18 protein-coding genes are annotated in these 19875 nt (G+C 68.1%); 11 read left to right on the plus strand and 7 right to left on the minus strand.

Features of this window, described 5'->3' with window-relative positions; genetic code table 11:
• Window positions 1–74: 74 nt before the first annotated feature.
• Window positions 75–527, plus strand: a complete 453-nt coding sequence (locus EKE94_RS07140) for a response regulator (protein WP_127905906.1) — start codon at window positions 75–77, stop codon at window positions 525–527.
• A gap of 893 nt (window positions 528–1420) precedes the next feature.
• Here EKE94_RS07140 and EKE94_RS07145 read toward each other — a convergent pair.
• On the minus strand, window positions 1421–1636 hold the full coding sequence (locus EKE94_RS07145; RefSeq protein ID WP_127906315.1) for a DUF1127 domain-containing protein: 216 nt from the start codon (window positions 1634–1636) through the stop codon (window positions 1421–1423).
• Window positions 1637–1914: 278 nt separating this feature from the next.
• On the opposite strand from EKE94_RS07145, the gene EKE94_RS07150 reads away from it, so the two are divergent.
• The 8 genes from EKE94_RS07150 (at window position 1915) to mraY (ending at window position 11545) form a co-directional block, all read left to right on the plus strand.
• A complete protein-coding gene (locus EKE94_RS07150; RefSeq protein WP_127905907.1) occupies window positions 1915–3045 on the plus strand; it encodes an Mrp/NBP35 family ATP-binding protein in 1131 nt (376 codons plus the stop codon).
• 765 nt (window positions 3046–3810) lie between these two features.
• On the plus strand, window positions 3811–4293 hold the full coding sequence (gene mraZ, locus EKE94_RS07155) for a division/cell wall cluster transcriptional repressor MraZ (protein WP_235855923.1): 483 nt from the start codon (window positions 3811–3813) through the stop codon (window positions 4291–4293).
• Window positions 4294–4302: 9 nt separating this feature from the next.
• A complete protein-coding gene (rsmH, locus tag EKE94_RS07160) occupies window positions 4303–5301 on the plus strand; it encodes a 16S rRNA (cytosine(1402)-N(4))-methyltransferase RsmH (RefSeq protein ID WP_127905908.1) in 999 nt (332 codons plus the stop codon).
• Entirely contained in the window at window positions 5302–5715 is a 414-nt protein-coding gene (gene ftsL / locus EKE94_RS07165) for a cell division protein FtsL (protein WP_235855924.1), read from the plus strand. It begins immediately after the preceding gene.
• On the plus strand, window positions 5712–7502 hold the full coding sequence (locus EKE94_RS07170) for a peptidoglycan D,D-transpeptidase FtsI family protein (protein ID WP_127905909.1): 1791 nt from the start codon (window positions 5712–5714) through the stop codon (window positions 7500–7502). Before ftsL ends, EKE94_RS07170 begins: the two co-directional genes overlap by 4 nt.
• Window positions 7503–7523: 21 nt before the next feature.
• Complete coding sequence (locus EKE94_RS07175) at window positions 7524–9014, plus strand: UDP-N-acetylmuramoyl-L-alanyl-D-glutamate--2,6-diaminopimelate ligase (RefSeq protein WP_127905910.1); 1491 nt, start codon at window positions 7524–7526, stop codon at window positions 9012–9014.
• Window positions 9011–10447: a UDP-N-acetylmuramoyl-tripeptide--D-alanyl-D-alanine ligase gene (locus EKE94_RS07180; RefSeq protein ID WP_127905911.1), complete on the plus strand. Its 1437-nt coding sequence runs from the start codon at window positions 9011–9013 to the stop codon at window positions 10445–10447. The genes EKE94_RS07175 and EKE94_RS07180 overlap by 4 nt, the downstream gene beginning before the upstream one ends.
• 12 nt (window positions 10448–10459) lie before the next feature.
• Window positions 10460–11545 carry a phospho-N-acetylmuramoyl-pentapeptide-transferase gene (gene mraY / locus EKE94_RS07185; protein WP_127905912.1) on the plus strand — a complete coding sequence of 362 codons (1086 nt, stop codon included), beginning with the start codon at window positions 10460–10462 and terminating at the stop codon, window positions 11543–11545.
• A gap of 230 nt (window positions 11546–11775) precedes the next feature.
• Here the strand turns inward: mraY and EKE94_RS07190 are convergent, their stop codons facing one another.
• The 6 genes from EKE94_RS07190 to EKE94_RS07215 all read right to left on the minus strand — a co-directional run bounded on the left by EKE94_RS07190 (window position 11776) and on the right by EKE94_RS07215 (window position 17347).
• The gene (locus tag EKE94_RS07190; protein ID WP_127905913.1) at window positions 11776–13107 is read right to left on the minus strand and encodes a glutamine synthetase family protein; all 1332 of its coding nucleotides are present in this window, start codon (window positions 13105–13107) and stop codon (window positions 11776–11778) included.
• Window positions 13104–13928: an ABC transporter permease gene (locus tag EKE94_RS07195; protein WP_127905914.1), complete on the minus strand. Its 825-nt coding sequence runs from the start codon at window positions 13926–13928 to the stop codon at window positions 13104–13106. Before EKE94_RS07195 ends, EKE94_RS07190 begins: the two co-directional genes overlap by 4 nt.
• The gene (locus EKE94_RS07200; RefSeq protein ID WP_127905915.1) at window positions 13925–14806 is read right to left on the minus strand and encodes an ABC transporter permease; all 882 of its coding nucleotides are present in this window, start codon (window positions 14804–14806) and stop codon (window positions 13925–13927) included. Before EKE94_RS07200 ends, EKE94_RS07195 begins: the two co-directional genes overlap by 4 nt.
• A gap of 264 nt (window positions 14807–15070) precedes the next feature.
• Entirely contained in the window at window positions 15071–15796 is a 726-nt protein-coding gene (locus tag EKE94_RS07205) for a transporter substrate-binding domain-containing protein (protein ID WP_127905916.1), read from the minus strand.
• 53 nt (window positions 15797–15849) lie between these two features.
• Window positions 15850–16623 carry an ABC transporter ATP-binding protein gene (locus EKE94_RS07210; protein ID WP_127905917.1) on the minus strand — a complete coding sequence of 258 codons (774 nt, stop codon included), beginning with the start codon at window positions 16621–16623 and terminating at the stop codon, window positions 15850–15852.
• A gap of 271 nt (window positions 16624–16894) precedes the next feature.
• Complete coding sequence (locus EKE94_RS07215; RefSeq protein WP_127906317.1) at window positions 16895–17347, minus strand: tellurite resistance TerB family protein; 453 nt, start codon at window positions 17345–17347, stop codon at window positions 16895–16897.
• A gap of 302 nt (window positions 17348–17649) precedes the next feature.
• On the opposite strand from EKE94_RS07215, the gene EKE94_RS07220 reads away from it, so the two are divergent.
• Window positions 17650–18450, plus strand: coding sequence for a MipA/OmpV family protein (locus EKE94_RS07220; protein WP_127905918.1), 801 nt, complete (start codon window positions 17650–17652; stop codon window positions 18448–18450).
• A 234-nt stretch (window positions 18451–18684) separates the two neighbouring features.
• Window positions 18685–19845, plus strand: coding sequence for an ion channel (locus EKE94_RS07225; RefSeq protein WP_164870852.1), 1161 nt, complete (start codon window positions 18685–18687; stop codon window positions 19843–19845).
• The last annotated feature ends 30 nt before the right edge of the window (window positions 19846–19875 follow it).

Genomic DNA, 19875 nt, shown 5'->3' on the forward strand with positions numbered 1-19875 from the left:
TGATAAATAGATTCGGAAACCTTCGCTTAACCTCTTGGCCGCAATTGTGTCTCAAATTCGACGGAGATACCGAGTTGCAGGTCTTAATCGCAAACTGTGATACTGAAAACTCCAACGCCTGGTCGACGGTCTTCGAAGCCGCGGGGCACCGAGTCGTCTGCGCCAGCACCGTGTGGGAAGCTGAGCAGAAGCTGCTGTGCCAGCGCTTTGACCTGCTGATCGCTTGCCTCGAGCTGGGCGACGACAGCGGCCTGTCTCTGGTGACAATGGCCGGATTGCGCACGCCGCCCACGATGGTCCTGCTGATGACCGCGTCTCGTACCTTCTGCCGGGGTGAGCTTTTCGGGTTCGGCAACAACATCGAGGTGGTGTTGCCTGAGTCGATCCCGCCCGAGGAATTGCTGGCTGTCGGCGAATACCGCGCCTGCCTGCGCTGCGGCGGCTGCGTCGCGACATGCGTTCTGAACACGCCATCCTGCCCGCCCTCTTTCCTCCGCGTGAACGGCGGCCGGTCCGTGCTGGGCTAGGGCGGAAAAGAAAAACGGCGGCGCCCGGGAGGAGGTGGACGCCGCCGCTCTTCACCACGGGCCAACTCCAGGGAGGAGGAGGGAGCGACCCGCATATCGTCGGGGTCTCGCGACCCCGGGTGAGAGGCCGGCGACGTCCGGGAGGAGGTGGACGCCGCCGCTCTTCACCACGGGCCAACTCCAGGGAGGAGGAGGGAGCGACCCGCATATCGTCGGGGCCTTGCGACCCCGGGTGAGAGGCCGGCGACGTCCGGGAGGAGGTGGACGCCGCCGCTCTTCACCACGGGCCAACTCCAGGGAGGAGGAGGGAGCGACCCGCATATCGTCGGGGCCTTGCGACCCCGGGTGAGAGGCCGGCGACGTCCGGGAGGAGGTGGACGCCGCCGCTCTTCACCACGGGCCAACTCCAGGGAGGAGGAGGGAGCGACCCGCATATCGTCGGGGCCTTGCGACCCCGGGTGAGAGGCCGGCGACGTCCGGGAGGAGGTGGACGCCGCCGCTCTTCACCACGGGCCAACTCCAGGGAGGAGGAGGGAGCGACCCGCATATCGTCGGGGCCTTGCGACCCCGGGTGAGAGGCCGGCGACGCCCGGGAGGAGGTGGACGCCGCCGCTCTTCACCACGGGCCAACTCCAGGGAGGAGGAGGGAGCGACCCGTATCTCGTTGAGACCCAGAAGAGGGCCCCGGAATTCGGCGCGACGACACCAGGGAGGAGGTTGGTGCCGTCGCTCTGAACAGGACGCCCCGGGAGGAGGTGGGGGCCCTGAACCTTCGATCCGTCACCCTCGGGCCCGGATCAGTTGTAGGGGTGCGGCGACATCGGGGAGGAGGTCGATGTCACCGCGGGCTTCGGTCACGCCGGGAGGAGGTGGCGTGGCCGAGGCCGAAAACCTTATTGGCCGTAAGCCGCTTCCAGAGCGACGCGGCGGATCATCGAACGACCCAGGCCCAGGTCGGCCAGCTCGCGGTTGCTCAGGGCATCCAGTTCGCTCAGCGTTTCGCGGTAGACGCGATACTGGGCCATCCGCTGACGGACCGACCGGATCGCCGCCGACGCACGCTGCGTCGCACCGGTTTCGAAGTTGTTCGAAGCGCTAACAAAAGCCATCATCTGCCTCATACGTCTGTGCGGCGGTACCCTCGGCCCCGGACCCTTCCGGTTGCTGTGTCCGCCGCTGTTGACGCAAACATCGCCATTATGCTGCGGTTGCACAATCCCGGAAAAGGTCAATGCTGCCATGCGGCAAATGCATATGACGTGCTGACCTATTTTTTAATCTTTCGGGCGCCAAGGCTGCTGCTTCGCCGGGCATCCCGTGTCTGTCCCCGCCCTTGTCTGCCCCCGCGATCCGTGGTCCCACTCGGGCAGAACCAAGGAGAGTGTCCATGCCCGTGTCCCGCGACGATATTCTGTCCACCCTTCGCGGCACTGCCCTGCCTGACGGGGGGGATCTGGTGTCGCGTGACATGATCCGCGCCCTCACGGTTGAAGGCGGGGTCGTGCGTTTCGTGATCGAGGCGCCCTCGGCCGAGCAGGCCCAGACCTACGGCCCCGCGCGCGATGCGGCCGAGGCCGCCGTCCGTAGGCTGCCCGATGTCGCGCAGGTCTCGGTCGTTCTGACGGCGCATGGCCCGGCGGCCCGGCCCGGCCCCGGCTCCTCCGGGGCGCCGGCGGGTGCAGGGGGCGGCGCGGGCGGGGACGAGCCGCCCAGCCTCAAGGTGGGACGGCATCCCACGCCGCAGCAGGGGCAGGGGCCGCAGCGAGTCGCGGGGGTCGACCGGATCATCGCCGTAGCCTCGGGCAAGGGCGGGGTGGGCAAATCCACCGTCGCGTCGAACCTCGCCGTTGCTTTGGCACGCGAGGGGCGCCGCGTCGGGCTGCTCGACGCCGACATCTACGGGCCCTCGCAGCCGCGGATGATGGGGGTCAGCCAGCGCCCGGCCTCGCCCGACGGCAAGACGATCATTCCGCTGCAGGCGCATGGCGTCACGATGATGTCGATCGGGCTGATGGTCGATCCCGATCGCGCGGTCGTCTGGCGCGGGCCGATGCTGATGGGCGCGTTGCAGCAGATGCTGGGGCAGGTGGCCTGGGGCGAGCTGGACATCCTGATCGTCGATCTGCCGCCCGGCACCGGCGACGTGCAGCTGACGCTGTGCCAGCGCACGGCGATGACCGGCGCGCTGGTGGTGTCGACGCCGCAGGACGTGGCGCTGCTGGATGCGCGCAAGGCGCTCGACATGTTCCGCACGCTCAAGACCCCGGTCCTGGGGCTGATCGAGAACATGGCCGTCTACCACTGCCCTCATTGCGGGGAGGCGTCGCATCCCTTCGGCGAAGGCGGCGTGCAGGCCGAGGCCGAAAAGCTGGACCTGCCGTTTCTCGGGGCGCTGCCGCTGGCGCTGGACGTGCGCACGGGCGGGGACGACGGCCGTCCCATCGCGGCGGGGGATACGCCCGATGCAGCCCCCTACCGCGCGCTTGCCCGCCGCCTGGTCGCGGGTGGGATGGCGTGATCGCGTAACCCCCGGGTCCGTCCAGCGTCGGACCCGGGTGGGAGATCATGGGACGTGCTGGGCCTTATGGGAAACCATGGGACAGATCCGGGTCTTGCGGGGCGGACTTGCGGTGCCGGGGCCTGTCGTAACGCGTCTGGCCCCGCAGAATCCGGTAGAAGCCGCCCAAAAGTTCCCTCCGGCAGAATCACGACTCGGTGAATCGGCGGCTTGTGGCCCGCTGAGGGGGCAAAGTGCCTGCCGTGGACACCGGATCGGGGCAAGATGTTCCCTGATGTCCGCCCGCGTTAAGTAAAAAAGCGGAACTTTTTTGCCACACGAGGCGTGGCTATATATATGGCCGCTTTTCGGCTGGCCGCCTACATATGGTGTAAAATCCGGGTTATCCCCGTGTTATCCACAAATTTGGGCGGCGACCCGAAGGCCGTCCGGCGGGAAACCGGCCCGTTTTTCGTTGCGTCCCATGTTTTCCCATGGCATCCCTTGGTCATCGAAAGGCAGACGGGCAACGACGCAAACAAAGGCATCCAAGACCTTAAGGCGGCACAATAAAAGAAACGCAGGTTTCATACAGGCAGCCCCCTTCCTGACGATACTGAAATCCGGCGCGCGGGCGAGCAGACATCCCCCCAGGTGGCGCGCGCAGTCGGACGACCCCGGCGACGGGAGAGCGGCGGCGGATCGAAGAATGGCAGCTCTTCGGTCCGCCGTTTCGCGTTCAAATACCAGAATTCCGGGGGCATGAATAGAGCGGGGATCCGGGCTGTGGTCCAGACCTTCAGAGGCGATCACACGAACCCGCTGGACAGCAAGTCCCGTGTCTCGATTCCGGCCGATTTCCGCAAGGTGCTCGACATGGGCGATCCCGACCGCGAGGCGGGAACGCACCCCCGCGTGGTCATCGTCTACGGCGATCACAAGCGGCATCACCTGGAATGCTACACGATCACCGCCATCGATGAAATTGACGAGATTATCAAAGGCATGTCGCGCGGCTCTAAGAGGCGGCGTGCCCTGCAACGGCTGTTCAACGGCCAGTCGGTCACGGTGTCGATGGACGAAACCGGGCGGCTGGTTCTGTCCGCGCGGCTGCGTGCCGAGGCGGGGCTCGACAAGAAGGCCTACATCATCGGCAACGGCGACACCTTCCAGATCTGGAACCCGGAGACCTTCGACGAACTGGCCGACGCGGATCTCGATGCGGACGAGGATTTCGATCCCGACATCGATCCGACGGCCTACCTCTAGGTCCGGGGTATGACGGTCGACCGTTCCTCCGACGCTGCCGCACCGCACGTCCCGGTGCTGATCGGCGCGATCCTCGATCACGCGGCCCCGATCGCGGGCCGCTGGCTGGATGGCACCTTCGGCGCGGGGGGCTACACCCGCCGGCTGCTGGACGCCGGAGCCGAGACGGTCGTGGCTGTTGACCGCGACCCCAGCGTGTTCGATATGGCCCGCGACTGGGCCCCCGCCTACGGCGACCGGCTGCGGATGGTCGAGGGGCAGTTTTCGGACCTCGACACCCATGCCGGCGGGCCGCTCGACGGGGTGGTGCTGGATCTCGGCGTGTCCTCGATGCAGCTGGACCAGGCCGAGCGGGGCTTTTCCTTCCAGAAGGACGGCCCCCTCGACATGCGGATGAGCGGGCAGGGCCCCTCAGCCGCGGATCTGGTGAACGGGGCCGAAGAGCAGGTGTTGGCCGACATCCTGTTCCACTACGGAGAAGAGCGCGCGGCGCGGCGCATCGCCCGCGCCATCGTCGCCGCCCGTGCCACCGCCCGGATCGAGACGACGCGCGCCCTGGCGCGGATCGTCGAATCCTGCCTGCCGCGCCAGAAACCCGGGCAAAGCCATCCCGCCACCCGCAGCTTCCAGGCGATCCGCATTGCGGTGAATGATGAATTCGGCGAACTGGAGCGCGGGCTCGAGGCCGCCGAACGGGCGCTGGCCCCCGGCGGCTGGCTGGCCGTCGTCAGCTTTCATTCAATGGAGGACCGGGTGGTCAAACGGTTCTTTCAGCAGCGCGCGGGCGGCGGCGGCGGCGGCAGCCGGCACGCCCCCGTGGTCGAGGCCGAGCCGCTGCGCTTTGTGGAGGTCAGCAAGGGCATCACCGCCGACGCGGCCGAGCGCGAGGCCAATCCGCGCGCCCGCTCGGCGCGGCTGCGCATGGCACGGCGCACCGACGTGCCGTCGGGCGAGGTCGATCGCACGCGGCTGGGCCTGCCCAGGTTCGAGATCAGGGGGAAGATCTGAATGCGCAACATCCTCTACATCCTCTCGGCGATGGCGGTCATGGGGCTGGCCTTCTGGGCCTACCAGGAAAATTACCGCACGCAGGAAACGCTGAACCGGGCCGAAGGGCTGCGGGCCGATATCCGCGACGCCCGCGAGGAGCTGGCCATCCTGCGCGCGGAATGGGCCTATCTGAACCGCCCCGACCGACTGCTGGACCTCACGATCATGAACTACGACCGGCTGGGTCTTCTGCCGCTGGCGCCCGAGCAGTTCGCGCTGATTTCTCAGGTGTCGTTCCCGCCGCCGCCCGAACCCGAACCCGAGGTCCCCGAACTTAGCGCTGCCGACATCGCCGAGGGCAAGCTGAACGGCGTCTCGCCGGTTTCGATCAACCCAGGGCTCAACGCCCCGGAACAAGGACTCTTCCCATGATCCGTACGCCCCTTCGTCCGCTCGCGCGGGTGCTTCGTGCGCGCGAGACGGGCGAGAATCCCGACGCCATCGAACGCGAGAACCTGCGCCTGCGCCACGAGGAGATGCGCGACAAGTCGCGGGTGCGTGCCGAGGGTCGGCTGATGGTGCTGGCGCTGATCTTCTTCTGCGCCTTCGGCACGATCGGCGGGCGCATGGGGCTGATGGCAGCCTCGGAACCCGAAGAGCCGCGCGCCGCCGCCTCGGGCACCGCGATCACCGCGCAGCGGGCCGACATCACCGACCGCACCGGCCGGATCCTGGCGACGAACCTGCACACCTATTCGCTTTATGCCCAGCCGCCGCTGATGATCGACAAGGTCGAGTCGGCCGAGAAGCTGGTGCAGATCTTCCCCGATCTCGACCGCGACCGGCTGGTCAAGGATTTCACCGGCACGCGCAAGTTCCTGTGGATCAAGAAGCGCATCAGCCCCGAGCAGATGCAGGCCGTCCACGACATCGGCGATCCGGGCCTGCTGTTCGGCCCGCGCGAGATGCGGCTTTATCCCAACGGCAAGCTGGCCGCGCATATCCTGGGCGGCAGCCGCTTCGGCGAACAGGGCGTCAGCTCGGCCGAGGTGATCGGCGTCGCGGGCGTCGAGAAGGCATTCGATTCGTGGCTGCGCGACCCCGCCAACGAAGGCAAGCCGCTGCAGCTGTCGATCGACCTGACCGTGCAGTCCGCGGTCGAGCGGGTGCTTTACGGCGGCATGAAGCTGATGAACGCCAAGGGCGCCGCCGCGGTGCTGATGGATGTCCACACGGGCGAGGTGATCTCGATGGTCAGCCTGCCGACCTTCGATCCCAACGACCGGCCGCGCCCGCTGACCAAGGGCGACGCTTCGGACAGCCCGCTGTTCAACCGGGCGGTGCAGGGGGTCTACGAGCTAGGCTCGACCTTCAAGATCTTCGCCGCCGCGCAGGCGATGGAGCTGGGGCTCGTCGGGCCCGACACGCTGGTCGATGCCGACGCGCCGATGACCTGGGGCCGCTACCGGATCAAGGAATTCGAGGGCCACAACTACGGGCCGATGCTGTCGGTCCGCGGGATCATCGAGAAATCCTCGAACGTCGGCACCGCGCACCTGGCGCTGCAGATCGGCGCCGACCGGCAGCAGGATTTCCTGCGCAGCCTCGGGTTCTTCGACCCCACCCCGGTCGAGCTGATCGAGGCGCCCGGCGCCGCGCCGCTGATCCCGAAGAAGTGGAGCGACATCGTCACGATCACCACCTCCTACGGGCACGGCATGTCGGCCAGCCCGCTGCACCTGGCGACGGCCTATTCCTCGCTTCTGAACGGCGGGCACCGGGTCAAGCCGACGCTGATCAAGAACGAGACGCCGCAGCTGGGGCCCCGCATCGTCTCCGAACAGGTCAGCCGCGATTCGCGCGACATGCTGCGCGGCGTGGTCGAAGAAGGCACCGCCAGCTTCGGCGAGGTGCGCGGCTATCAGGTGGGCGGCAAGACCGGGACGGCGGACAAGCCCAAGCCGACGGGCGGCTACTACCACGACAAGGTGATCGCCACCTTCGCCAGCGTGTTCCCGGCCTCGGACCCGAAATACGTCCTGATCCTGACGCTGGACGAACCGGTCGAAACCTCGGGCGACAAGCCGCGGCGGACCGCGGGCTGGACCGCGGTGCCGGTCGCGGCCGAAACCATCCGTCGGGTCGCGCCGCTGCTGGGGCTGCGGCCGATCATTGAACCCGTGCCGGCCGATGAGCTAACACTCGTCTCGAACCAATGACCACATCGTAAAGGCACGTGGATGCAGGGCGAGACGCGAAACGCCACGCTGGCCGAGCTGGGCCTGACCCTGCCCGGCGGTAAAAGTCAGGAGATCACGGGCATCTCGGTCGACAGCCGCCTTGTCGACGCGGGGCATCTGTTCGCCGCGCTGCCGGGCACCCGGCTGCACGGTGCCGAACACGCGGCCGCGGCACTCGACCGCGGCGCGGTCGCGGTGCTGACCGACCGCGCCGGGGCCGAGGTCGCGCGCGACGCGCTGGCCGGGCGCGACGTGCCGGTGATCCTGGCCGAGGATCCGCGCCAGACGCTGGCCTTCGCCGCCGCGCTGTTCTACCGCCGCCAGCCCGAAACGATGGTCGCGGTGACGGGGACCAACGGCAAGACCTCGGTCGCCACCTTCGCCCGCCAGATATGGGAGGCGCTGGGTCTCAGTGCCATGAACCTCGGCACCACCGGGGTCGAGGGCGCCTATGCCGCGCCGCTCGGGCATACCACGCCCGAGCCCGTGACCCTGCACCGCCTGCTGTCCGAGGCCGCGCAGGCCGGCGTGACCCACGCCGCGATGGAGGCGTCCAGCCATGGGCTGGAGCAGCGCCGGCTGGACGGCGTGCGGCTGGCGGCGGCCGCCTTCACCAACTTCACCCAGGACCACCTGGACTACCACGTCGATTTCGACGCCTATTTCGCGGCCAAGGCGGGGCTTTTCGCCCGGGTGCTGCCCGAGGACGGCACCGCGGTCATCGACATCGACGATCCCCGCGGCCCCGAGATGGCCGCGATCGCCCAGGCCCGCGGGCAGGACCTGCTGACCGTCGGCCGGGCCGAGGGCGCGGCGCTGCGCATCATCGGCCAGCGGTTCGATCCCACGGGGCAGGAGCTGCGATTTACCTGGAACGGAGAGGTGCGGCAGGTTCGGCTGAACCTCATCGGCGGGTTCCAGGCCGAAAACGTGCTCGTCGCCGCGGGGCTCGCCATCGCCAGCGGGGCCGAGCCGGAGCAGGTCTTCGCCGTCCTGTCGCAGCTTTCGACGGTGCGCGGACGGATGCAGCTGGCCGCGCAGCGCAGCAACGGCGCGGCGGTCTTCGTCGACTACGCCCACACCCCTGCCGCGCTGGAAACCGCGCTGGCGGCGCTGCGCCCGCACGTCATGGGCCGGCTTGTGGTCGTCTATGGCGCGGGCGGGGATCGCGACCGCACCAAGCGGCCCCTGATGGGTGCCGCCGCGGCGGCGGGGGCCGACGTGCGCATCGTGACCGACGACAACCCGAGGTCCGAAGATCCGGCGGCGATCCGGTTGCAGATCACTGCCGCCGACGGTGCCGCGCTCGACATCGGCGACCGGGCCGAGGCGATCCTGCGCGGCGCCGCGGCGCTCGAGCCGGGCGACGCCCTGCTGATCGCGGGCAAGGGACATGAGACGGGGCAGACCGTGGGCGACGACGTGTTTCCCTTCGACGACGTCGAACAGGCCAGCCTGGCCGTTGCCGCCCTGGACGGTCACATCGCATGACACCTCTATGGACCGCGGCCGAAGCCGCTGCCGCCACGGGTGGCACGGCCACCACCGACTGGACCGCCACCGGCGTCTCGATCGACACCCGCAGCCTTCAGCCGGGCGACCTTTTCGTCGCGCTGGCCGACGTGCGGGACGGCCACGACTTCGTCGCGCAGGCGCTGGCACGCGGGGCCGCCGCCGCTCTGGTGTCGCGCCGACCCGACGGCGTGGCCGAGAACGCGCCGCTATTGGTCGTGGACGACGTGCTGCCCGCGCTCGAGGCGCTGGGTCGCGCGGGCCGGAACCGCAGCGCGGCCCGGGTCGTGGCGGTCACCGGCTCGGTCGGGAAGACCTCGACGAAAGAGATGTTGCGCACGGCTCTGGCGGGGCAGGGCCCGATCCACGCCGCGGAGAAGAGCTTTAACAACCACTGGGGCGTGCCGCTGACGCTGGCGCGGCTGCCGCAGGACGCCGCCTACGCGATCATCGAGATCGGCATGAACCACCCCGGCGAAATCGCTCCGCTGGCGCGTCTGGCCCGGCCGCATGTCGCGATGATCACCACCGTCGCCGCCGCGCATCTTGAGGCCTTCGAGAATATCGAGGGCATCGCCCGGGAAAAGGCGTCAATCTTCGACGGGTTAGAGCCGGGCGGGCTGGCGGTGGTCAACGGCGACCTGCCCACCACGCCGATCCTGGTCGACGCCGCGCGCGCCGCGGGCGCCCGCATCGTCACCTTCGGAGAGGGCCGGGCGCTGCACCACAGGGTGACCGAGATATCTCTGGCATCCGACAGCACGACGGCCCGCGCCCGGGCCTGGCGCACGCCGCTTCTGCTGAAGGTGGCGACGCCGGGGCGGCATTTCGCGGTCAACGCCCTGGGCGTACTGGCCGTGGTGCGCGGCATCGGCGCCGACCGGGCGCGCGCGCTTTGCAACCTTGCCGCCTGGGTCCCGCCCGAGGGGCGTGGCCTGCGCGAAACGCTGGTGCTGGACGAGGTCGACGATCACCTCCGCTTCGACCTCATCGACGACGCGTTCAACGCCAACCCCAGTTCGATGGCCGCCGCGCTCGACACGCTTGCCGCGGCCGAACCCACAGACGGCCTGGGCCGTGTCAGCCGCGGGCGGCGCATAGCGGTGCTGGGCGACATGCTCGAGCTTGGGGATACCGAGCGCGACCTGCACGCTGCGCTGGCGGATTTGCCGGCGATGACGCGGATCGCCCAGGTGCATTGCGTGGGCCCGCGGATGCAGGCCCTGCACGACGCCCTGCCCGAGGACAAGCGCGGCGAATGGGTCGAGGATGCGACGACCCTCGCGGCCCGGGCGCACCAACTGGCGGACGCCGGCGACATCGTGCTCGTGAAGGGGTCGAAGGGCAGCCGGGTGTCGCTAGTCGTTGACGCCATTCGTAAACTGGGTCATCGCGTCGCCCACGATGGCTAAGGGGAACGCCTAATGCTCTACTGGCTGACCGAATTCTCGGACGGCGGCGACCTGTTCAATCTGTTTCGCTACATCACCTTCCGGGCCGGCGGAGCGTTCTTCACCGCGCTGATCTTCGGCTTTCTCTTCGGGCGACCGCTGATCGCCCTGCTGCGCAAACATCAAAAGCGCGGCCAGCCGATCCGTGCGGACGGGCCGGAAGGCCATATCACCACCAAGGCCGGCACGCCCACCATGGGCGGGATGCTGATCCTGGGCGCGCTCGTCGTCTCGACGCTGCTCTGGGCGCGGCTCGACAATCCCTACGTGTGGGAGGTGCTCTTCGTCACGATGGGCTTTGGTGCCATCGGGTTCGCCGATGACTGGGCCAAGGTGACAAAGAACACCCATGCCGGCGTTTCGGGCAAGGTGCGGCTGGGCCTTGGCTTTGCCATCGCCGCCATCGCGACGACATGGGCGTCACTCTTCCACCCGCCCGAGCTCTCGTGGCAGCTGGCTTTCCCGGTGTTCAAGGAGGCGCTCCTTTATCTTGGCCTGGCCTTTGTACCGTTCGGGATGCTGGTGATCGTCGGCTCGGCCAACGCCGTGAACCTCACAGACGGGCTCGACGGCCTGGCAATCATGCCGGTGATGATCGCGGGGGGCACGCTGGGCGTGATCGCCTACGCGGTGGGCCGGGTCGACTTCACCGACTACCTCGACGTCCACTACGTTCCGGGAACGGGCGAGATCCTGATCTTCACCTCTGCCCTCATCGGCGGCGGGCTCGGGTTCTTGTGGTACAACGCGCCGCCGGCGGCCGTCTTCATGGGCGACACGGGCAGCCTCGCCCTCGGCGGCGCCCTGGGCGCGATCGCCGTCGCGATCAAGCACGAGATCGTTCTGGCCATCGTAGGCGGGCTCTTCGTGGTCGAGGCGCTCAGCGTGATCATCCAGGTGCTCTACTTCAAGCGCACCGGCAAGCGCGTCTTCCTGATGGCACCGATCCACCACCATTTCGAAAAGCGGGGATGGGCGGAGCCCCAGATCGTGATCCGGTTCTGGATCATCTCGGTCATCCTGGCGCTGATCGGGCTTGCGACGCTCAAGATTCGCTGACAGCGATCCACGTCGCGCCGCGGGGGTTTCACACCCCCGCACCCCCGTGGAGTATTTGAACAAGAGAAGAAACAGCCGGTGACGGGCTTGTGGGCCTTTCTTCCCGCCGCCGAGCCTTGCTTCTTCTCTTTCCAAAATACTCCCGCCGGAGGCGAGGTCGCGCGCAGGCTCCGGAACGGAGCCGGAGCGCCAGATGGTGTGCGCCGCGAGGCGCTCAATTATTTCGAGAGTCAGACGGTGTCGAGGTAGAGGTCGACGCGCTCTTCCGGGGTAAGTTCGGCGATGTAGTGCCGCTCCTGCCGCTTCGTAGCGACGTAATTCTCGATCAATGCTGGGGGGAATATGCGGGCGATGCGGGCGTCGGTCTCGAACAGGTCGATGGCCCGGCCCCAGTCGTCGGGCATCCGCGGCAGGCTTTGGGTATAGGCGCTGCCCGTGATCGGGGCAGGGGGGGCGAGGCCGTCCTCGATCCCGGTAAGGGCAGCGCCGAGAATGGCTGCGAGCATCAGGTAGGGGTTCACGTCGCCGCCGGCCACGCGATGTTCGACCCGTCGGGCCTGGGGGGCGCCGGCAGGGATGCGGACCGCGGCGGTACGGTTCTCGTATCCCCAGGCGATGGCGGTGGGCGCATGCGCGTCGGGAACCAGCCTGTCGTAGCTGTTGGAATGCGGCGCGAAGACCAGCGTCGAGCCGCGCACCGCATCGAGGCACCCGGCGACGGCGTGCCGCAGAAGCTCGGTCCCCTCGGGGCCGCCATTGTCGAAGACGTTCCTGCCCTCGCGATCCAGCAGCGAAAAATGCACATGCATCCCGTTGCCTGCGTAGTTCTCGTAGGGCTTCGCCATGAAGCTGGCCGCGAAGCCGTGCCGCCGGGCCAGACCGCGCACCAGAAGCTTGAAGAACCACGTGTCGTCCGCTGCCTTAAGGGCGTCGGCCTGGTGGGTCAGGTTGATTTCGAACTGCCCCAGGCCCGCCTCCGAGATCATCGTCTCGGCGGGAATGTCCATCGCCTCGCAGCCGTCGTAGAGTTCGGTGATGAAGCCGTCCCACGCATCGAGCGCGCGAAGGCTCAGGATCTCGGCCCCCTGCCGCCGCTTGCCCGACCGGGGCGAGGCCGGCATCCGCAACGTCTTGCCGCTGTCGTCGATCAGGTAGAACTCAAGCTCGGTCGCGACCACCGGCGTCAGGCCCATCTCGGCAAACCGTGCCTGCACGCGGGCCAGCGCGTGGCGCGGGTCGCCGTCGAAGGGGCGCCCGTCCTCGTGGTACATCCACAGCGGCAAGAGCGCGGTGGGTGTGTCGAGCCACGGCATGGGAACGAAGCCGCGCTCGGTCGGGTGCAGCACGCCGTCGGGATCGCCAGCGGCGAAGACAAGCGGGCTGTCGTCGATGTCCTCGCCCCAGATGTCGAGGTTCATCACCGACAGCGGAAACCGCGTGCCTTCGACGGCGACCTTGTCGGCGAACCGCGCGGGCATGCGCTTGCCCCGCGCCTGCGCATTGAGGTCGGCTGCGGCCACGCGGATGGTGCGGACCTCGGGATTGTCTTGCAGAAAGCTCATCTGATGATCTGGGGGCGGATGCGCAGGCGCGTCCGGCTCTCCGGCATGTGACGGTTAAGCCGCAGGTTCGCCCGGCCGAACAGCCAGATGACGACCAGCGTCAGCAGGATGAAGTAGCCTGCGAGGATGGGGTAGGGGACGAAGGGGTTGAACGTCTTATCGGCGAAATAATTCGCGTAGTAAAGCGCGTCGCCCTTTTGCTGCCACGCGGGGAAACCGGAGAAGAACACCAGCGTGGTGGCGTGGAAGAGAAAGATCGCCTCGTTCGTGTAGGAGGGCCAGGCCAGGCGCAGCATGGTGGGCCACAGGATCCGGCGGAACCGGCTCCACCCGGCCATGCCGTAGGCGTCGGCGGCCTCGATCTCGCCCTGCGGGACCGAGCGCAGGGCGCCGTAGAAGATCTGCGCCGAATAGGCCGAGGTGTTGAGGAACAGCACGATCAGCGCCCCCGCCCATGCCCGCGTCAGCCAGCGGGTGTCGGCGGTGATGCCAAAGATCTCGATCCCGTTGCGGGGAAGCAGGACGAAGGCTTCGTAGGCCAGGAAGAACTGGATGAAGAGCGGCGAGCCGCGGAAGACGAAGACGAACCAGTCCGCCGGTTTCGACAGCCAAGGCGATGCGGCGTTCTTCGCCACCGCGACGGCGGTGGCCAGGAAGAACCCCGCCAAGAGCGCGAGGGCCCCGAAGTAGATGTTCCAGATCATGCCCGAGCCGATCAGCGTCACCTGTTCGCACAAGGTAAAGCCCTCGCGGGGCAGCAGCCGCTCGCCGAAGCCCAGCGAGCGCAGGCCGTAGGCCTGTATCGTCTCAATGCAGCTCATGCGGCCTTGCCCCGTAGCGCGCGGCCACCCATCGTGGCCTGCCCGTGGCTCAGCCGCCGGGTGACGCGCTCAAGCACGATTTCCGAGATCTTGGTCAGCAGCAGGTAGAAGACCAGGAGAGCCAGGAAATACCAAAGCCGCCAGTCGGGGTGCGGATAGGCGTAGATCTGGGTCTTGGCCCCGCCCAGTTCGCGCGCCCAGTAAACGATGTCCTCGACCCCCAGAAGGAACAGCAGCGGCGTCGCCTTGATCAGGATCATCCAGAGGTTCGACAGTCCCGGCAGGGCGTAGACCCACATCTGCGGGATCAGGACGCGTCGGGTGGCCTGCCGCTGGGTCATGCCGTAGGCGGCGGCGGTCTCCAGCTGTGCCTTCGGCACGGCCCGCATCGCCCCGTAAAGGACGTTGGCCGCGAAGGCGCCGAAGACGATGGCGAAGGTCAGCACGGCAAGGGCAAAGCCATAGACCTCGTGCACCCATTGCGGCGCCGCCGACAGCGGCATCTTGGCGGCGGTACAGACGACGAAGTCGTTGCCCTGCCGGATCGGCAGGTCCCAGTCGGGGCATTTCACCTGGTGGCGCAGCCATTCGATCCCCTGGTCGAGGGCGATGACGAAGAAGAGAAAGAACGCGATGTCGGGCACGCCGCGAACGATGGCGGTATAGCCCTTGCCGATCCAGCGCAGCGGCGCGATGCGCGACCGCGCGGCCAGTGCGCCGCCAAAACCGAAGAGCAACGCCACGGGCGCGGTCACGGCCAGAAGCAGAAGCACGGTGCCGAAGGAGGCATAGAACGCCATGTGCTTGCCCGTGGTCAGGTAGCAGGCCAGCCAGCGGCCCCCTTCGAGCAAGTCCGGATCGGTGCAGAAATCCAGCATCAGGCCGGGCCCCCGGATGATCCCGTAGCGCCGCCGATAGTAGGGCCTGATCTTCGGTGCAGGACGCCCAGGCTTTCAGACACCGGCCCGCCGGTTCGTGCCTTGTTGCACCGGCCCGGGGCGGGCTGCGCGGCGTGGATCCGGGCCCGCCGCGACGGGCGGGCACGGGGTGCGATCACGCGCGGCGATCCCCCGGCCGCGCCGGGGCGGCGGCCTCCGGTCATCGCCGGACGGGGTAATGGGAGGGAACGCCGCGCCATGGTCTTATTCGTAGGTCGTCGTGTCCTCGCCGAACCACTTGATCAGCAGCTCGTTCAGGGTGCCGTCCTCCTTCATCTCGGTGATCACGGCGTCGAAGGTGTCCTTGAGCTCGCCGTCGCTTTCGCGCAGGCCCATGCCGATCCCGTCGCCCAGCGGCACCGGCTCGCCCACGATCATCATGTCGGGATCTTCGTCCGCCACCGGCTTCAGGAAGTCGTAGTCGGCAAAGACGGCATCCGCCTCGCCGTTGCGCACCGCGGCGACGGTTTCGTCGGGCGTGGCGAACTCAAGCAACGTCGCGCCGGTCTCGGCTACGTGCGCGGCCTGGATGGTCGAGGCCTGGGCCGCGACCACGCCGCCCTCCAGATCGGCATCCTCGCTCATCGCGACATAGACCGACTCGGTCGGCGGATAGTAATCCTGGGTGAAGTCGATGACCTCGTCCCGCTCGTCGGTGATGCTCATCCCGGCGAGGATCGTGTCGTAGTTCGACGAGACGAGGTTGGGGATGATCGAATCCCAGTCGTTGGTGACCCATTCGCAGGTCAGCTCGGCCCGGGCGCAGAGTTCGTCGCCCAGCTCACGCTCGAACCCGTCAAGCTCGCCCGCGTCGTTGATGAAGTTGTACGGAGGGTAGGCCCCTTCCGAGCCCATGCGGATCGTGTCCTGCGCCATCGCGGCACCGGTGCCGAGCGCGAGCGCCGCGGCGCTGAGGATCAGGTGTTTCATCTCGGGTCTCCCTTGCTTGGTTCTTACTTGGTTCTTGCTGGTCTTGTTCGGTGTCACGCCGCCGTCGCGGAGAGGAAGGCGCGCAGCCGGTCTGTCTCGGGCTGGCCGAACAGCCGGGCGGGTGGGCCCTCTTCTTCGATCCGGCCCTGGTGAAGGAACACGACATGCGACGAGCAGTCCCGCGCCATCGCCATGTCGTGGGTGACGAGGATCATCGTCCGGCCTTCCTCGGCCAGCGCCTTGATCACCCGGATCACTTCCTGTTCCAGTTCGGGGTCGAGCGCCGAGGTCGGTTCGTCGAACAAAAGCGCGCGCGGTTCCATGCAGAGCGCCCGCGCGATGGCGGCGCGCTGCTGTTGCCCGCCCGACAACTCGGCCGGGTAGGCATCGCACTTGTTGCCGATGCCCACCTTGTCGAGATAGGCGCGGGCGCATTCCTCGACCTCGGCGCGGTCGCGGCGCAGCACGGTGACGGGCGCCTCCATCACGTTTTGCAGGATGGTCATGTGGGCCCAGAGGTTGAACTGCTGGAACACCATCGACAGGTTCGTGCGGATCCGCGTGACCTGCCGACGATCGGCGGGGCGGCGGCCATGGCCCTCGCCCGTCCAGCGCACGGCCTCGCCTTCGAAAAGGATCTCGCCACGCTGGCTGTCCTCCAGAAGGTTGGCGCAGCGCAGAAGCGTGGATTTGCCCGACCCAGACGAGCCGATCAGCGATACGACCTGTCCCCTGGGCGCGGCGAGGTCGACACCCTTGAGCACCTCGATCGCGCCGAAGCTTTTGTGCAGATCGCGAATATCGATGACGTGCGGGGTGTGGGTCACGCGGGGCCTTGCCGTAAAGTTGGGGAAATTTGCGCGAAGGCGACGGCCAATTGCAACGCCTTATCACACGTCACGGGCGTGCAGAGCCCGATTTCATGGCAATTGCCCACGCTTTGTGCGGAAAACACGGATCATGGGAGTACATGCGAATGCAGGCCGGGTGCGTGCCATGGGGCTGCCCGAGGCCGCGTAACTCTCTGCGCCCAGGGTTCGCCGACGGCCCCCGAGCCACGGCGCCGATGTCCGACGTCGCAGGCGGGCCGGCGGCCGTTCACGTGGCGCCGGGTCTCTTCGCCTCGACCCGTTGGCGGGCGAGGGCACTGTCGCGGTCGTTGACGCCCAGCATCGGCGCGACCAGCCGCAAAAGCGCATCCTCTTCCTCGTCGCGCACACCGTCGGCGAGCACGATCTCCCACAACGCCTCGATCACCTGCTCGCGGTCCTCGTAGGGCACGGCATCCTTGATCGCGCGGGTGAAACGGACGGTGTCGGGGGCCTCGGCCTCAAGCGTCTCGGCCTCGCCGCGCAGCTTCGACGCCTCGAAGGGCGACATCGCGTAGCGACGGGCCAGGATGCGGTCTATGCGCGACCTCTCGTCGGTCTCGTAACTGCCGTCCGAGCGGGCGATGCGCACCAGAAGGGCGGCCATAGCCAGGCTGGCATCGGGCGAGGAAAGCGGGGCGGGGTCGGGCGCGGTCAGACGCTTGAGGAAATCGGCAAACATGGCGATGAACATAACCCGTCCGACGCGGTGGGCAACGTGTGTCAGCGGGGCGACCGCGCGGGGGCCGCGACGGGCGGTGCCACGGGGCGCAGGGGCGGGCGCGCAGGATGGGACCGGCACCGTCCCGGGACGCGGCCCGCAGGCTGCGAGAGGCGCCGAAAATGGCACGGATGCAACGGTCTGAAAGACAGTTTCGCGACGCATGCAACCAACTTGCATCCAAAGGCGCTTAGGCATCATGTACCTGTAACCGCTGCCACGGTTCCGCCCCTCGCGGGCGACCACTTTCTGAAAGCTTTCACATGTCCGCCAAAACCCTCTCCGCCGCGCTCGGCCTGTCCGTCCTGACGCTGGGCGCCCTGCCGGCAGCCGCGCAGGACTACCTGTCGCAGTCCGCGGCCGGATCGCCCGACCTGATCTTCAACCTGCGCGGCGGCGTCGCCGCCAAGCCCAGCTATTTCGGGTCGGATGATCTGGAGGTCGGTCCCGATCTGGGCTTTTCGCTGGGCTATGCGCGGCTGGGCGGGTTCGAGTTCGGCAACCCCGATCCCACCTTCGAACCGCGCGGCGTGAACCTGCGCGGCTCGTTCCGTTATGTCCCCGGCCGCGATGACGACGACGATGCCGAGCTGACCGGCCTCGACGACGTCGATTCCTCGATCGAGCTGGGGCTGGGCGTCGCCTACACCATGCAGAACTTCGAAGCCTTCGCGGACATGCGGTACGGCGTCACCGGGCACAACACCTTCGTCGCCGACCTTGGCGCCGACGCGATCCTGCGTCCGACCGACCGCCTGACGCTGACGGCGGGTCCGCGGGTGTTCATGGGCACCGATCGCTATGCCGACACCTATTTCGGGGTCAGCGGGGCGGAATCTCTGGCCAGCGGGCTGGACGCCTACGAGGCCGACGGCGGCATCCTGTCGGCCGGCGTCGAGGTGGGCGCGACCTACCAGATCAACGACGACTGGGGTGTCGAGGGCGCGGTGGCCTACCAGCAGTTCGTGAACGACGCCGAGGATTCGCCGATCGTTCGGCAGGGCAGCGACGAAGACGTGCGCGTCCGCCTGGGGATCACCCGCAAGATCACGCTCGACTTCTGATCTCGTCCGGGTGCCACAGGGCACCCGACCATGCATGCCCCCCGGGCCCGCAGCGGCTCGCCGGGGCACCGAGGTTCAGGAAAAGCCCCGCCCGGCAGGAGATGCCCGGCGGGGCTTTTCTTTGTCCTGCGCCGCGATCCGGGTTCCGAGCCCCGCCGGGCGCAGTTTCAAGGTGCGCGGGGCTTTCTGCACCTCTCGGCGCAACCATCACGGGCCCGGGGCGTTCGGGGCAGGATGACTGATCCGCACAGCCCCTTTTCCCCCGCCGTAGCCGCGCTCGCCGCCCTTCTGATCCTCGTTGCCGGGCAGGGGGGCGCGCAGGATGGCGCGCCCGTCACGCAACCGCCGGACGACAAGCCCGCCACACCCACCACGATCACCACGACCTCTGCCACATCCGCGTCCTCGTTCAGCCCGTCGGATCCGATCGATGTCGCCGTGGCCGACTATCCGCCCTTCGCGATGCAGACGCAGGACGGCGCGTGGACGGGCGCCGCGCTGGACCTCTGGCGTCTTGCGGCCGAGGAGATGGGCGCAAGCTACAGGCTGACCCCGCTCGAAGGCGACGCGGCCCAGGCACTTCTGGGTGGCGCGGACCTGGTGATCCCGGTCACCGCCACGCCCGACCTGTCGCGGCAGGCCGACCTGACCCAGCCGATCTACACCGCGCGCATCGGCGTCGCGGCACCGCGTCCCTCGCGCCTGATGGCGGTGGTCACGGGGTTTGTCTCGTGGCAGTTCCTGCGGCTGATCCTGGGGCTTTCCGCGCTGCTTCTGATGGTCGGAGCACTGATCTGGGCGATCGAGCGTCGGGGCAATTCCGAGCAGTTTAACGAACGTCCGATCCGGGGCCTGGGCGATGGGTTCTGGTGGGCCGGCGTGACCCTGACCACCATCGGCTACGGGGACAAGGCGCCGCGCACGGCGCTGGGACGCGGCATCGCCATGCTGTGGATGCTGGTGGGGCTGGCGGTCAGCGCGGCGCTGACCGCGGCGGTGGTGAACCTGTCGGGCGTCGACGGGCGCACCGACCTACCCGAAAGCCTCGAAGGTCGCATGGTGGGCGTGGTCGAGGGGTCGACCACGCAGCGGTTCCTTGCGCGCGAGGATGTGACGATGCGCAGTTATTCCGACGTGGGCGCGGCCTTGAAGGCACTGGACGAGGGCGCGCTGGACAGCGTGGCAGCGGCGGAACCCGCGCTGCGCCACGCCATTGATGCCAGTGGAACGCTGGAGCTGCGCATCGCCTCGACCCGGCTCGACCCGCATTACGTCGGCTTCGCAACGCCCGAGGGGTCGCCGCTGCGCGAAAGGCTGGACGAGATCCTGTTGACCCGCCTGACCAGCGAAAGCGGATGGGACCTGTTGAACCGCTACCTGCCGCAGGGCGACTGACACCAGTTCCGAACGGCGACCGGCCCCGCG

This window comes from Mesobaculum littorinae, assembly GCF_004011175.1.
Classification (GTDB): Bacteria; Pseudomonadota; Alphaproteobacteria; order Rhodobacterales; family Rhodobacteraceae; genus Tranquillimonas; species Tranquillimonas littorinae.